The organism is Affinundibacterium flavidum (assembly GCF_014284175.1).
Taxonomy (GTDB): Bacteria; Pseudomonadota; Gammaproteobacteria; order Burkholderiales; family Burkholderiaceae_D; genus Undibacterium; species Undibacterium flavidum.
In genome coordinates this window covers 119,193-135,540 of the sequence record NZ_JACOGA010000007.1, presented here as the reverse complement: position 1 = coordinate 135,540, position 16,348 = coordinate 119,193, and the positions used below count along the sequence as shown (strand labels likewise).

General features: G+C 47.5%; 7 protein-coding genes and 1 pseudogene. 4 read left to right on the top strand and 4 right to left on the bottom strand.

The window, feature by feature from the left end:
* Nucleotides 1–2 precede the first annotated feature (2 nt).
* The 4 genes and pseudogenes from H8K55_RS09070 to H8K55_RS09055 all read right to left on the bottom strand — a co-directional run bounded on the left by H8K55_RS09070 (nucleotide 3) and on the right by H8K55_RS09055 (nucleotide 11,674).
* A complete protein-coding gene (locus H8K55_RS09070; protein WP_186941771.1) occupies nucleotides 3–3,215 on the bottom strand; it encodes a transglutaminase-like domain-containing protein in 3,213 nt (1,070 codons plus the stop codon).
* A 59-nt stretch (nucleotides 3,216–3,274) separates the two neighbouring features.
* Nucleotides 3,275–4,180, bottom strand: a complete 906-nt coding sequence (locus H8K55_RS09065) for a choice-of-anchor A family protein (RefSeq protein ID WP_186941770.1) — start codon at nucleotides 4,178–4,180, stop codon at nucleotides 3,275–3,277.
* A gap of 129 nt (nucleotides 4,181–4,309) precedes the next feature.
* Nucleotides 4,310–10,615, bottom strand: a complete 6,306-nt coding sequence (locus H8K55_RS09060; RefSeq protein WP_186941769.1) for a carboxypeptidase regulatory-like domain-containing protein — start codon at nucleotides 10,613–10,615, stop codon at nucleotides 4,310–4,312.
* Nucleotides 10,616–10,758: 143 nt separating this feature from the next.
* Nucleotides 10,759–11,674, bottom strand: a pseudogene (locus H8K55_RS09055) (IS5 family transposase).
* Between the two features lie 276 nt (nucleotides 11,675–11,950).
* On the opposite strand from H8K55_RS09055, the gene gspG reads away from it, so the two are divergent.
* The 4 genes from gspG (at nucleotide 11,951) to H8K55_RS09035 (ending at nucleotide 16,224) form a co-directional block, all read left to right on the top strand.
* Nucleotides 11,951–12,409 carry a type II secretion system major pseudopilin GspG gene (gene gspG, locus H8K55_RS09050; protein ID WP_186941768.1) on the top strand — a complete coding sequence of 153 codons (459 nt, stop codon included), beginning with the start codon at nucleotides 11,951–11,953 and terminating at the stop codon, nucleotides 12,407–12,409.
* 68 nt (nucleotides 12,410–12,477) lie between these two features.
* The gene (locus H8K55_RS09045; protein WP_186941767.1) at nucleotides 12,478–13,680 is read left to right on the top strand and encodes a type II secretion system F family protein; all 1,203 of its coding nucleotides are present in this window, start codon (nucleotides 12,478–12,480) and stop codon (nucleotides 13,678–13,680) included.
* The gene (locus H8K55_RS09040) at nucleotides 13,677–15,380 is read left to right on the top strand and encodes a GspE/PulE family protein (protein ID WP_408057960.1); all 1,704 of its coding nucleotides are present in this window, start codon (nucleotides 13,677–13,679) and stop codon (nucleotides 15,378–15,380) included. The genes H8K55_RS09045 and H8K55_RS09040 overlap by 4 nt, the downstream gene beginning before the upstream one ends.
* Nucleotides 15,373–16,224 carry a hypothetical protein gene (locus tag H8K55_RS09035; RefSeq protein ID WP_186941766.1) on the top strand — a complete coding sequence of 284 codons (852 nt, stop codon included), beginning with the start codon at nucleotides 15,373–15,375 and terminating at the stop codon, nucleotides 16,222–16,224. The genes H8K55_RS09040 and H8K55_RS09035 overlap by 8 nt, the downstream gene beginning before the upstream one ends.
* The last annotated feature ends 124 nt before the right edge of the window (nucleotides 16,225–16,348 follow it).

Sequence of the window (16,348 nt, the reverse complement as noted above, 5' to 3'; positions counted from 1 at the left end):
GATTAGTCTTTCAAGCAACTTAGACCTGGAGGTGCATCAATCACCAGCCAACCAAAAAAAGCTATGATGGCTGACATCAATGTGGTTATTGCGGCACCCGACAAGCCGATTCCAAGGCCTAAAGAAAATGACCCAACGTAGCATCCATACGCATCTTTATCCACCAAGTAACTTATTATCAATGCCGAAATAAGATTTAATATCATCAAATGCACCGCAATTAAGATGAATCCCATTGCACCCAACGCTAATCCACCAGTAATGCTTGCAATCAGTGCCGTTAGTGCCAATCCGGTTAATACACCCTGCAAAATTCCCAGGATTGTCGCCGTTAATTTCCCGCCATTTCCACCGCCAGCAATCTTATACGCGCCAGCACCACTGTCAGGATCTAAAATTGTGTAACCACTACCGACCCACCCTCCTACAGTGACATCCTTTTCATGAACGACCACTTCTTTGCCAGTTGCTAAGGCATTAGCAATTTCTGATTTGACCTGCGAATCAATCTGCAAACTCTGCACAATACCATCATGCAAAGTCTGATTTTTTAGATTTAATGTATAGATTTTTTGCCCTTGAGAGGCGGCTTGCGCTAATGCTTTTACAGCAGAAACCGCTTGTGGTTGAGCTGGATTACTCGCTGGTAAATTGGGGTCTTTAAATATTAGTTCTGGTACCTGATGTTCAGCAGCAGAGGCGGCCGTACCTGCTTGGCGAATATAGCTTACACGCACACTTTGATCTGCATTTTTGACTTCATTGTGCATCATTAAATAGTCCACATCCATTTCCACACTACTGAAACTGACGTTTCTCGCAACTCCGAACCAATATTGAGTATCTGCGGATAAAAGGAATCGCCCATAGCTTGGCAGTCGATATGAAACAATATTTCCAGATTGGCGTGCAATTAAAACATCACTTGTATCAACCTGAGTAAAGTAACTCAAAATACCACTCTGCACAATGTCGCCAGTCAAATCTTCTTTTGTTAGACCATTGATCCGCGTTGGGTCACTAGGATTCAACTGAAACTGCTCTAACTTAGCCTTGGTCGCCGCCATCCTATCTTGCAGATCCTTAAGCTGTTGAGTACCCATCCCCTGCAAATCCAAACCAATCGCATTGTATTCCCCCACCGTGATGTCATTGTCATCGCCACCTTCCCATGTGCCTGTGCCGGGGTTGAAGTATTGGTTTTGTTGTTTGAGCGTGCTGCCCATGGTGAAGCTGCCTGCGGTTGTGGCGATGACTTGTCCATCAACCCTGAATTCGGCTTTCATGTTCAGCAAGTAGCCTGGTAAGGACGTTGGTAATTCACTTGGTTGTATTGGTGAGCCGTCTGCATGCGCCTTCGGTAGATAGCTGTTAATCAGATCTTGGTCTGCTTTGGTCGCTGGGATGAAGCTCAAGGTGATCTTTTTACCTGCGAGTTTGGCCGTGCTTTGCTTGAGTTCTATCATCGCTTCGTCACCGGTGCTAATGCCGTCTGCTGCGTAGAGATTGGTTTTGAATTTCCAGCGTAGATTCTCTGGCAGGATCTGGAAGCTGTTGGCGGTGGTGACGATGCGGTAGGGCAGGCTACCCATGAGGGTGCGGTGGTTTTCTGTTTTAATCGTTTGCGTGCCTAAGACATCGCCTACTGTGGCATTGGCTTTTTGGCTGTCGATGTAGGTTTTGACTTGCGTTTGGTAAGCTGCTAGCTGTGTTTGCAGATTGCTTTGATTGAGGTTTTGTACGTAGCCGCCTGCTTCATTGACGGTGGCACCTTGCTGGATTTGGGTGAGCAGGTCTTGGCTGTTGAGCGGGACCTTGCCTTTGATGTCCATGCCTTGCGTGAAGGTGTATTGCTTATAGCTGGCATCCATGGGTATCCAGGTATTCGGTGTCCTATTCATCGCGCCACGACTTGGGGTGTAGTCAACATAAGCTTCTACCCAGACGTGTTCCATACGGATCGTGTTAATTTTACCGCCTGTGATGACTCCCACATTAGGAATGCCGCCTTGGCCTAATAGACTTTGTGCCGCATCGATTTTGGTGACGCCACCGACCCAGTTCATGAGCTTATCGGCGGGGACTTCAATGGTGCCGTAAACGTATCTGGCGGGGATGCCTGCTGCGCGGTAAAGGGCAATCAGTAAGCTAGCCGTATCAAAGGCGTTGCCGCGTTTATTTTGTAAAGTCAGTTCACTGCCTTGGATGCTGCCGTAGCTGGGGATGAATGCGATGTTGTTGCGCACCCAGTTGTAGATTTGTACGGGGTTGTTGTTTAGGGCTAGTGCTTGTGCTTTGACCGCGGGCGTGAGTTGAATGTCTTCGGTTTCTGCGGTGTCTTGTGCTGCTGGTAATGCTGGCGGGGCGGCTTGTGCTAGTGTAAGGCTATTGGGAATGGCGCTGGTTGGCATTCCTTTGTCTTTTTTAGCTTGGAACAAGCCGGCTTGGAATTGTTCTTTGGTGTCGTGTGGTTTTCTGACCTTGTTGCTGGGGCTGCCAAATGGAAGCTTATTCGGATCGGTGTATTGGTGCGGTTTGGCGTTTTGGTGCTGGGCCATGAAGTTACTGAGGTTCGTCAAAGCCGTTTGACGTTCGCTGCTTTTGTTTTTGTTTTGCGCTGGATTATCGGCCTGTTCGAGCTTGTCCATGAGTTGGTTAAATTGGGCTTGACGACTTTGATACAAGGCGACAGCAGCTGTGTGACGGGCGAGGATTTCTTTGGGTAACTTGGCGTTTTTGAGATGTTGTTCTGTGTCTTTGAAGCTTTGCGCAATGTCGCCAGCCAAGGCGTTGATCTGCGTACGCTTACTGCGCAATCCATTGACGTGCTGGTTGATGGCATTGTCACTGAGAGCGGGCATGGTGCTACGGGCTAGTTGCGCTTTATTTAGGCTTGGTGTTGATGCTGATAGCGGTCGCGCCGCCTCCGGATTGGTAGCTTTGAGCGTTTCGTGAATTTCACTTAGGAGTTGACTCATGCGTTCTTCTGACGTGAGCGCTATTGTTCTGCTAGTTTGTTTTTCGCCACCGATTTTAGCTAAGTAGCGTTGAGCATTGCCTAGCACACCTTCGTCTTTTTCTTGATTGAGTAAGCCCGCTTTTTCGGCAATATCGTGGGCGCGCGCGGCAGCTGTCATTGGATAGCTGAGCATGCAGCTAAAGCTCATGATGACGACACTGGAGACGATTTTTTGAAATTTTTGATGGCGGAGCATGGGTGAGTTCCCTTATTAAATTCGGTCTAATCTATTTCTTATTGACTTACCACAACGGCTTATTTGGTCGGCAAAAACGGCCCATAGCCAATTTCCATGCTGTTGTCCCAACTGGCGGCAACGATAGTGCCTTCTAAGTGGCCACTGGAATCTTTGACGCAGGCATAGGGAGCCAGAACACTACCTTCTACCCTGACGTTAAGCATATTGAGTACATCGGTATCGTGCAGATTAAATAGGGTGCGTTGATTACGCCCAGCAAAGGCTTTCATGTTAATACTCAGCCTTAATTTACGTTGTTCGTCCGCCGCCACATTGAGAATGACATACGCCGTCGGCTTGATATTTTTCAAGGCAAAATTGAGGGTGCTTTTGACTTGCTCGGCTTTGAGATTAAAGAATTCGATGTCACGATTACTGCCCGTTAACGTCACTTCGGCATAGAGTTGACTCACCGTACCAGTGGGTGGGGTATCGCGTAATTGCTGCGATAAGATTGTCAGGTAGGTGCGCTCTGCAGCAAAGTCAATTGGACTGACATTGACTTTACGGAGATCGTGATACTTGGCGACGTTGTTACTCTTCGTGCCGACATACTCGCCCCAGCTATTGGTGTGGCCATTTGACCAGATCGTACCACCAGTAAAGGACACCAAATTTCCACCAACTACTAATGACGCCTGGGTCGATCCAGCGGGGACTCGACCACCAATGCTGGCACCCCCGACATCGAGGTCGCCGCCTAGTGCCATGCGTCCTTCAATGTCGGGAATTTTACTGACGTTGCCAAAGAAGAATCCAGAATATTGTGCCGCCACTCCCAGATCGATTTGTTGTGCGTAAGCTGCAGCCGAGAGCGAACCCCAGACACATAGCGTAAGCCAGACTTGCTTGAACATTTGCTTGCCTTTATTTGGTGTTTTGTGAGCGTGCATTTTTGACTGTCTATCTTGTTTGCGCTGCATGACTGACTTTCCTTCTTGGTGTGCTGTCGACGTTGACGGACTTTGTTCGATTTCTTTGAATATCTATTTCTGTTGCTAGCCTTCCGGCCATTGGCACGAAAGGCTGGCGCAAAAAAAGCGAGCATCTATTTACTTCACGCGCTGCCATTCAACGGCACCTATCAAGTGCGCCAATGCGCTCGGTTGTATCCCACCACTATCAATCAATTTGATTCTGCTTTGTACTGTTAGCAAGAGACGCAAAGCTTCGTCAAAACGAGTCGCTGCAAGTGCGAGTTTTGTGCGATTCAGTTCCGCTAAGATCGTGCGCTGCGCTGCCAATTGTTCTGGCGTAGTCAAACTCAGATCAGTGACGCGACTGATCAATTGGGTGAGTAATTGATCAGCACTCTCGACCACGATGTCAAAATTTTGAGTTTTGAATACCGTGGCGACGGTGTCTTTGATGACACTGGTCGTTGTCACAATGCTTGCATTACCTGGCGTGTCTGGCGCTCGCAGTCTTAGCTTAAATTCCTGCTCAACATTGGCTAGCAAATTCAGACGCCAAGTGGCGGTCGTTCCAGCTTGGTTGGCGGCTGGTTCTGTGGCAATGATTTGCGCGCCTACTGGCAGGGTTTGGCTCAATTGTAGTTCTGCCGCCTGCCCTTCGTTTTTGATCTTGCTGACGACCGTAAAAATTTGCCCTGCACTATATTGATTGCTATTGGTGATAGCAGGTTCGAGATAGCCGAAGCTCTTTTGTGTAAGCGCTAACCAGCGACTTTCTTGCGTTTGCGCGCGCAAAGTCTCTGCGAGATCAAAACTGTAGGTGAGTGTCTTGCCGCTACCATAGAGTCCACTAATGATGCCATCGGTCATGGGCGATGTGCCTAATTTTGCTTGTGCCGTGGCGCCATTAATCGCACTCAATTTCACTGGAAGTGCAGTGATTCTGAAGTTTCCCGTACTCGGATTCAATAAATCACCTGTGATGTTCAACATTTGATCTGCCACGGTATATTTCCCTTGGTAATTAATGCCTGCACATTGCGTCAGCTGTAGGTTACGGCTGTCACTTAATCCATCAATCAATAACCCATGTCCGCGATACACTGCCGCACTTACTTCGGAAACCGTTGGCTCAAGCATCGCAGTCGCACCATTACTGATCCAGTAACTGTTGTAGAGACCCGAACGTAGGTTCTGCAAGAATTCAACGGGAGAACTTGTCACTTTATGGGCGACACTCAGTCGATTTAAATAGGTATTCAAGGCGGTCGCCCGCGTATTGTCACAGCTTGCAAGACTAGCTGCACTTTCGATCGGAATTGTCTTGGCACCGCATTGACCAAGTACATCGTCGGCAGCACGTTTACATGCGCTGTACACCAACAAGTTTTGCCAGGCACTTGCTTGCTGCGTGATGTCTAGCTTGACCCGCGCAGAAGTAAGTTCAAATCCATCTTGAGCCAAGGTGAGCGTCTTGCCGCCTACCATTGCGGAAAGAACGGCGACATATTTTGCGCCACTGGCGCCGGTACTCACCCAATTCGATGCTGCTGTGTAATTCCCGCCTACGCTTAATGTCTGCGTATAAGGGAACTCAGCCAGAATCTTTTGTGCTGCAGGATCAACAATGCTGACTTTAAGCGGCAAATCGACAAGCGCACTATTACCTTTGTTGGTGGCACTGAAGTCGAAAACGACTGCATCGCCTTGCGATACTTGCTTTTGCGCGACAGTTATGACGCCGCTCAAGCCACTGCCTGCATCTGCGCTCGATGCAACTTTAAACGAGGTGCTCGTTTGTGCCATTAATGAACCATTTATGGAATGAACTGTGAGTTCCGCACTGTAAACACCAGACGCGCCCATAACCAATGGCAGAGTGTAGACGTAATCCTTTATGTGACCTTGCGCAAGCTGAATTAACGATTCGGTCTTGATGAAACGTTGCGTGCCGTCCGGATTTCTAACCGAAGTGGTGACTTGGAGGTCGTTAAGTAAAACATTGCTTGTCATGTTGATCAAACGATCGGTCAATTTAACGGTATCGTAAGGCTGATATATCTGCTTGTCACTGCTCAGGTTCGCGTTCAAAGCGATAATGGCAGAAGTAATCGAGAATGCGCTCGACGTTTCAGCATAAGGTATATCGTTATCATCGATCAGTTGTGCTTTGACTTGATAGGGTCCAGCAAAGATCGCACCCGTATTCCACGTTTGCACCACACTCTGTTGTCCGCCACGCGCAACCTGTACGGTTTGCACAGGAAGAGTCATCACTTGCACACCATCTATGGACTGGATCACAAAGCGTGCTCGCACTGATCCATCAAAACTGCCGTGATTAGACACCGGCGCCATAATTTGAACATCTGTGCCGGCACTATAACTCGTTTTGTCCGTGCTCACGGCCAAAGTAAAGGAACCGGGCAATGCCGACAATTGTTTTGAGACCGTGTTATTGCTACGGTCGAAGTCGGTGAGGCTGTTCTTTCCGGTACCATCGTCATCGGCGACGATGGTTAGCGTGCTGACACCAGAGAGTGAACCTGCATAGCTGAGCGTCACATCCTCAAATTCTCCACTCTCTAAGTCGCGGCTTGTGGCGATGGTATCAATCAATGCGCCAGCAGAAGCGGGTGGTCCATTGTAGAAAGCAACTTTTACACCCGCATTGAGCACGAGACTACTGGCATTGCCGACGCGAACGGTAATGGACGAGGGCGTTTGTCCACCGTGATCGCTTATACGAATAAAGGAGGTCGTAACATCCGGTACTGCTGTCGCTGACTCACCAAGTCGCGCATTCAAACGATATGTGTTGTTGGCTTTCCAGCTATTTAGCTCTTTACGCGGCACTGTACCGTCATCGTTGATGTTTGTAATGTGATAGGCGTATTGATTCCAAATAGATCTAGTGTTGACCCAGGAATTATGCGCATCACGGAATACTCTTATTCCGGAGTGTGTGCCCGAACTTGCGGGAACAATCAAATCAGCATGATGATCGTTATCTAGGTCTACAACGACCGGATATTCAGCAGCAGTAGAAGATTTTGTGGGTTGCTCGAATACCGTCGCACCAGTCGAGCCGTTAAAGATATGGAGTTTTGTTTCATCGCTGTAGACCACTTCTGCGGTGCCGTTACCGTCAAAATCAAAAACCGTAGAGCCTGTACGCGAACTACTATAATCTTGAACAGGTGTCGACCAAAGGATTGAGCCATCAGCTCGAAATACCGTGTACATGCCGGCACCGGCAACTCCAATCCCGGGCTTGCCATCACCATTGAAGTCGGCAATGGTTGGCGGCCCACCATTGCCGCCACCCGGAAGATACACCGGCCCCCAAATAATTTTACCAAGGTGATCTAATAGATATACGCGCCCTTTGCTTACAAGCACAACTTCGGGATTGGGGTCACTATTGAAGTTGCCTACCGCAGTAAGGCCGTCACCAATAGAGTTATTCCAAAGCAGCGTGCCATTTCGGTCGTAAGCTTGTGCACCGATAATTACCTCTGGATATCCATCCAGATCTAAATCTGCAGCAATCGTCCCGTAATCGATGCTGTTTTGCCCGCCTACATTTGATCCTTGTGCTTTCCAACGGAGTGTGCCGTCAGAGTTTAGTACATAGGGGCCGAACAAAATCGAAGGATGCCCCTCTCCATCAAGATCGACTATATTCGGCCCACCGAATGTGTAGTACATAGAGTTGTTGGTCGGTAAATTCGCAACCCAATTAAATTGACCGTTGTTGTTGAGTGAAACGAGACGACCATCTTGCGTAGGTATTAGAAAATCCACCAAACCGTCACCGTTCAAATCTGCTGCGGCAATGCTCGGCCATCCACTCAATGCAATATCATTCGGATTTTGAACTGCCACCAGATCGGAGCCATTCCGCCCATCAATAATACGAAAAACACCCGGAGCATTCCAATTATTCCAATTGAATGTCATGAAGGCGATATTGGGGGTGTCCTTCGCATTGATTTTGCCATCGCCATTGTTATCATGCGTATGCATAACGACTGGCGCCATTTCGACTGAGTTGTGTGTAGGGAAAAGAGTACTCCCCTTCCAATGCCATTTCAAAACCGGTTCAAAAGTTCCAATATCCGGCTTAATCTCTGCAGCGACAGCTGTTGAACTAGTGTTATTATTTTCGTTCGTCTCAATAACACTTTGAGTACTGTCTACCCAAACATGAATTGGCGCATCGCGAAATGGCAGTGTGCCGCGCACCGGAATCGTCACGTCGACCTCAGCCTTAACGTCAAGGATAGGCATAGTAGAACGCCCCAATATTTGGTCGACATCGGAATTAAATATCCCGTTACGGTTCACATCGAGAAATGCAATTACCTCAACGCCAGCACTCCCTGCTGCTGTGCCGATGTTGGCAATCTTCGCTTTAACACTACCTGACACCTGCAAGTTCTGTGTATCAGTAACCGCGCTTGCTCTACTAACTGATCGAACCGTCAGATCAGGCGAGAGCTGCTCTACTTTATCGAGACGTAGACGAACTTGACCCAGATCGAGCATTTGCATCGGTTGCAATACAACCTCAATAGTCGCGCCTTGGTAGCTCGGCATTACGTAACCAATAGTAGCTTTCGCGCCTGTGATTCCCTTCACAATGAAACGACCATCCGTACCGCTCGCGAAGTTTTGAACCTGCCCATCAACAGTAAGCGTAATGCTCGCGTTTGCTATAGGAGCATTGGTACCAGCATCAATGACAATACCGGTTACACCAGATTTATTGGCGTCAGGCGGTGAAGTAGCTGTGGCATATAACTTAGGTGAAAAAGTAAGAATGCTATTTTTTTCAAGTATGCCGGATCCCGTTACCATGTCATATCCAGCAAGTTGCATCACGATTGTCTGCATGCCTGGCATAAGCCCGGCCAAGCTGTAAACACCCTGAACGTTACTCACCGTGTTGCCACTGTTTGCCCCACTTATCGTTACAGCAACGCCAGCCAATGGCATGCCTGTCACGGCATCGATAATAGTGCCTTGTACCGTCGAGGACGTAAGTGGAGTACTTACCACTGAAAGCGCAGGGGAAAATATTAAAATACCGCCAGCACTCAAAGTGTTACTTGCAGAAGCTGTCGCAAAACCCGTTTTAGTCGCTTGTAAAGCGACAGGGCCGGCTGGCACGTTGGCGATTTGATAGATACCTGTTACGTCTGTCAAACTCGAAGCGCCCAGCCCAGTCACGGTAACCGTAACGCCTGCTAGAGGTTGCCCCGTCGTTGCATCCTTAATGCTACCCCGGACTGTGCCGGTAGTAGCATTCTGAATCTTGCTTAATTGGGTCGTCCCCAGATCCAGAGTCTGACCTGCTTTTACAATAGTGCTGGTGGTAAGCGTGCCATAACTGGGCATGCTAATTGTGAAACCATATGTGCCCGGCGTTAGGCTACTGAAAATGAAGACGCCATCCGTTCCCGTATTGGTACTACCGGTCATGGCGCCACTCAACGCGATGGTCACTCCAGCGAGAGGTTGACCGGTCTGAGCATCGACTGCCTTACCTTGAATTGTCGCTTGCGTTGGGTTGTTCGGTGCAATATCTGACAGCGACAAAGCCCGCAAGATCAGAGCTGTTCCATACGGATCGCCCGACCAGCTGCCATTGATCTGCTGACTCCCTACCAGATAGTTCTTGACCGCCGATGCCGTCGGCTCCAAAGCAATGAAATTATGTAGTGCGGAATACACTATAGCCGTTAGCCATGGGGAGTTATTCCAAACGCCAGGTGCTGTTTGCTGCGAGACCAGATAATTGGTCACCGACTCAATTGTCGTATTCAGTGGATACGAACTGGCATAAAGCTGTAGTGCCGCAAGTACATAGGCACTAGTATAGGGATCCGCATTTTTGGCTATCGAAAATGATCCATTCGCCAGTTGTGTCGATTTCAGAAAATCTAGTGCGGTAGGAACGGATGTTGTTTGTCCGCTGGCATGAAATGCCAACAAGGCCCACGCAGTATCCAAAGGATTGCTGGCATAACCGAGTGCGCCACCAAAACCTCCATTGAGGTTCTGCTTCGCTACCAGCGCGCTTACAGTATTGTTGAGCGTACTGCCCCCCTGCCCTGCAGCGACAAGCGCAATTATTTGTCGGGATAGGTATTCAGTATTATCCTCTGTCTCAAGACTAATAGCGTCGGTCAAATGGCTTGGTATTGCTCCAAACAATTTTAGCGTTTGAGCCACTTCGGTGCGAACTTGTAGTGAGGTGGCAACAGATTGAGGTTCGCTGGCTAGGCTGCCATCAACTTTAACTTGTGATGCCAGCCATTGAGCACCAAGTGTGACTTCAGGACGTGTCGCAACTTGGGCTTGCGATGAAGCAGAAGCGCACAATAAAAATGCACACGCAGAGATACCATGTACGATAGTGTTCAATAGTTTATTCACAACCCAGACCCCTTGAATTTGACGTCTCTTGCGACGCCTCATAACATTTAATATTGCAATTGAGACATATCACAATACTACCATGCATTGAGGCGTTGGTGCACTTAATAGTTGAAGGCGAAAGCACCCCAAGCTCGGATCATTTACACAGGAACTTTCTGGCTACGAACGGAGCTCGGGCGTCCGGCAGCGAGCATGCGATTTACACAACAGCTCCTATGGTGGCCGCGGTTTGTTGCGCTTCGAATCGGCGCACACGCAGTCAAAGACCGATGATCGATTTATAACGACCCACCGTGGTTTCGACCAGAGCGCGTTGACCATAACCAGTGGCTTTTTGCCACGCCCCCCTCTGTCGTGATCTTGCTAAGATGGTGATCACGCTGATTTGGCGAACTCTATTTTGCAACAGAAACGGCGGTCTTTCGAGGTGGGATAAGCACCTTGATATTATCGCCATGTTGCGCGATCGTCTGAAAAGTGGGCGCGCCATCATAGGCACCATTGGCTATCACTTTATCGATTTCTTCGTCGACCTGATCGAGTAGTGGCCCCACTTGAGATGGTTCATCCGTATGCTGTTCATTGAGGATCTGCGCGACAATCACGCCTGTATCGGCATCGACGGTCAGATGTAGTTTGAGTCGGCTGCGGCGCGACTTCGCGCCATGTTTATCCTCCAGCCTTTGTCCCGCGCCAAAGACTTGCAAACCTGTGTTGCCAATGACACATGCAGCGGCCCCTTTGGTGCGTATATTGACTTCGCTACCGTCAGCCCCACCGTCCGCCTACTGACTATGTGTGATCCGGTGCCGTGACCTGCAGGTTCATCAGTATCAGCACAGAAGCCGTCAATCCTTCGATTTGTCACAGGGTCATTTTGAATGTTGAATGCAGCATCAAACACGTCTCAATGGCGATTTCACGATAACGAGCCTGATCTTGTCGCCCGACACTTGGCCAGCGATTGACTGTGGCACCTTCCATCCACAATGTCAAACTCCCACGCCGCCGTAATCCTGCGTCATAGTCCGACCAATTCTGGACCTTGAACGACATCTTCAGAATACGATGACGGCGACCGTCGTTGTCATTGTTGGGCATCGGATCGATCAATAACATTGAGGCCGCATGGTGCCATCAACCGCTTTCGAGTTTGATGTGCACCAACGCACACACTTAGTGTCTTGTTATTTCTAATCCGTTTTGCATAATTTGAGTTGGATGTACTTCATACAAATATATTTTTAAAAAATCAATATAGTGTTAATATTTGCAACTCAAAAAAAATTTACTCATTGAGAAGCTAATTAATACAACCAAAAAGGACAGTAAATGGATAGAAATCCATCTAAGTCGCTCAACTCCTCCAAAACAACAAAGCACCTCGCTTTCAAGAATAATGGCTTTACATTATTGGAACTTTTGGTTGTCATTGTCATTATTGGTCTCTTAGCTGCCTATGTTGGCCCTAAATATTTTGCCCAATTAGGGAAGTCTGAAATCACAGTCGCAAAAGCGCAAATTGGTGCTTTTAAGAAAGCGCTGGACACCTACAGGATAGACGTGGGTCGATATCCGACTTCAGAAGAAGGTCTGGCTGCCTTACTCAATAAGGCTGGCGAGTCGACCAAATGGAATGGGCCCTATCTGGACAAAGAAATCCCGATGGATCCTTGGGGCAATCCCTATATTTATCGTACGCCAGGAACCAACAAAGATTTCGATATCACTTCTTATGGCAAGGATGGGCAACCAGGTGGTACCGGTGAAGATGTAGATATCACCAATTAACATATACTTGCGACGCACCAGTTTGAACAAAAATTTAAATCAGTAGTACAAAAATTGGAATCTATTCCATGCTCTACGAAGTCCGTACACTATCATCCGATAACCTTATTAGTGAGCATAGAGTCGATGCCGTTGATGAAGATGACGTACGTAGAAAAATGGCTGCATGTGGATTACATACGACCGCAATTAGTCCAGCCAAACCAGCACTCCTGAATACTTTTAATTCTAGACAAGGGCAAGGAAAACAACTGTCTGTTGTCTTGTTTAGCCAAGAATTACTCGCCCTATTAAGAGCTGGTTTATCTATTGTTGAATGTCTGGAAGCACTGATAGAGAAAGAATCGAATGCGAATAATCGCTCCGTGATTTCCAGGCTGCTAGACGGTCTGCGTGAAGGGAAACGCTTTTCCAGTGTACTTGGAGAACAAGCAGATCTATTTCCCCCACTCTATGTGGGAATTATTAGAGCAGCAGAGGGAACCAGCGATCTCCCACGTTCGTTAGAACGCTATATTAACTACCAACAACGCATTGATGCGGTACGTAGCAAAATCATCAGTGCTTCGATTTACCCCATCATTTTGTTTATTGTCGGCGGCACGGTATCCTTGTTCTTGATTGCTTATGTCGTCCCGCGTTTCGCACAAGTCTATAAAGGTGCGGGACGTAATTTGCCTTGGATGTCACAACTCTTACTCGATTGGGGACAATTCGCCGCCTCCCATACTTCCACGATGATCTCAACAATTGCCATCAGCTTACTGATCGGGACGATTGTCATCCGTCACTTACTTAACACGGGAGCGATCACACGCGGTATTCAAAATTTGCCCGGCATTGGAGAGCGGATTCGTACCTATGAGTTATCTCGACTTTATCTAACATTGGGAATGTTGTTAGAAGGCGGCATCGCCATTGTTCCTGCTATGCATACAGTACAAGGCATAGTGTCAAACAATATCCAGCGTGCCTTACTCATAGCGACATCAGAGATCCAATCCGGTACGCCGTTATCAACCGCGTTTGAGCGCAATCATTTAACAACCTCGATTTCTTTGCGCATGTTAAGGGTCGGTGAGCGCTCTGGTGAGATGGGGCAAATGCTGACGCAATCAGCCGAATTTTATGATGGAGAAATTAGCCGTTGGATAGATAGATTTACACGCATGTTTGAACCCTTATTGATGGCTGCCATTGGACTCATAGTAGGAACTATCGTAGTGCTCCTGTACATGCCTATTTTTGATCTTGCAGGGAGTTTGTCGTGACGCCGCCTATCAACGAAGAGTCAACCATTGAGGTCAGTAATGAGCTATTGCAAAGAGCGCGTCAAAACGCCTTGCTCAATGATTGTAACCTAGTGACTGAACTTGAATTAATCACTAACTTGTGCCCGAGAGAACTGGTAAAGAAATTAGCAAAACCATTTGGTCTGAATGTACTCGAAACAGCAGAAATGTTATCGCATTCCGCTGTTTTTGAATTGCTGCCATTAAGCAAAGCTATGCAAAAACATTGTGTACTATTGCGTAACCAAGAAGATCAACTTATAGGTGTCATTAGTGATCCATTTAATGCGGACCTGCAAATCTGGTTAGAAACGCAGGCAAAATCCCCCATACAATATTGCCTCGCTTTACAAGCAGATATTCAAGCTTACCTGTCAAAACAAGAAGAATCGGTACGGGCAACAGATAGTCTAGCGTCAGCTAGTGATGAAAAGGTAGATGAAAGGCGAGATGGAAAAACAACTGAAATATTGTCTTTCACATCGGTCAGTGCCGCCGCCAGCCCCGCCATTAAGCTAGTCAACTCCACGCTATATGATGCACTCAAAGCTGGTGCTTCCGATATCCACTTAGAAAGTACAACGAATGGATTGGCGGTCAAATATCGGGTTGACGGCGTACTCGATCATGCCACTTCAGTAACGGGAATAGAAACCGCTGAACATGTCATTTCTCGCCTTAAAGTGCTCGCCGAATTAGATATCGCCGAACGTCGCATTCCCCAAGATGGCAGCTTTCGAGTAGAAGCCGCCGGACGTGAGATCGATTTACGCGTCTCAATTATGCCCAGCATACACGGTGAAGATGCAGTGATTCGTATTCTCGACAAAAGAGCCATGATAGAAGCCTATGGCTCACTGAGTTTAGAGTCTTTAGGTTTTGATGCTGCGTCCTTAAGCAGTTTGCGTCAATTAGCGGAAGAAGCGTATGGCATGCTACTAGTGACCGGTCCAACCGGCTCTGGAAAAACAACAACGCTGTACGCAGCATTAACAGAAATACATAACGGACGCGACAAAATCATCACCATTGAAGACCCCGTTGAATATCAACTAGCAGGTATTTTGCAAATACCCGTCAATGAGAAAAAGGGGCTAAGTTTTGCCAAGGGATTACGCTCTATTCTGCGACATGATCCCGACAAAATTATGGTCGGCGAAATTCGTGACAGAGAGACTGCAGAAATTGCAGTTCAATCTGCGCTCACGGGGCATCTCGTCTTAACCACCGTACATGCCAATAATGTGTTCGATGTGTTCGGACGTTTTTCACATATGGGAATCGATCCCTATGCATTTGTTTCCGCGCTCAATGGCATTTGGGCGCAGCGATTAGTCAGAATCAATTGTCCGCACTGCGCCCAAGCATACAGCCCCAGTACACGCGAATTAGACAGAGTCAATCTTAGTCCGGAACATATCAGTGAATTCCAATTTAGAAAAGGTGAAGGCTGTGGCGACTGTCGTGGCACTGGCTACAAAGGTCGTCGGTCTATCGCAGAAATCTTGATACTCAATGATGAAATTCGGGAGCTCATTATTGAAAAACGTCCAATCCGGCAAATTAAAGAAGCAGCGCGCTTAAATGGCACGAGATCTCTGCGCGAAGCAGCTCTAGGCTTAGTCAAACGTGGAGAGACTACTCTCGATGAAATCAAACGAGTGACTTTACATGCGTAATCCATTCACTATTTTCACAGACACTCTACATATAGGATTGAGTCAATCTGATATCGCCTTAGTTCACTCAAGCGGCCTACTAAAAAAGCAAAATCACGTCGTTAAAGAACACACTTTCAAACAAGACACCGTCGAAAATTGCCTATCTGACTTGAGTCTATTTCTAGTTGAAAATCAATGCCAAAGGCTCAAAACCAATATTTTCTTATCAAATAGTTGGGTACGCTTTTTTATGGTCACACCGCCGTCCAATGCAAGCAGATTCCAAGACTGTCAAGCTGCGGCTGAAGTTCGTTTTTCCACACTTTTCGGTGAAGCCATTAGCACTTGGGAGATCTCGGCTGACTGGCAAGTTAAACATCCATTTTTGGCGTGTGCAATTCCCCGCGCATTACTGACGGGACTAAAGAGAGTCGCCGATGAACGCCACTTGTCATTGCTCAAAATAGAACCACAACTCATTACGTATATCAATTGTCTACGCGGGAAAATGTCAGGTAATCCATGGTTAGGAATTTTTAACGACGGCAATCTAGATCTTGTCATGTTCAGCGGTAACAGGATTTCTCGACTACATAAATGCACTTACTCAGACAAAGAGACACAAGATAAAAACTGGTTGCACGACACGATACAACGTGAAGCTTTCCGTCACAATTCAGAGATTCCTACGATATTTTTCTACGCTGGGCAGCCGCCCAAGCTCTGGCTAGATACAGAATCAAATGCGGCATCTAACATTTCTTACGATTCATTAGACAAGCTAGACAAACGCTTCGCACAATTAACGATTACCACGCAATCCGAAGCAATGCGGTTGGCAAACAGTTGGAGCAAAAAATGAATCCGGTCAAAATTAATTTTGCTCCACTAACATTGGTCCGCTTTGTACATGAAATTAAAGCCCTGACGTGGCTCTGCCTCATTATTCTCATCGTCATTTCGACAATGACATGCACGCAGCTGAT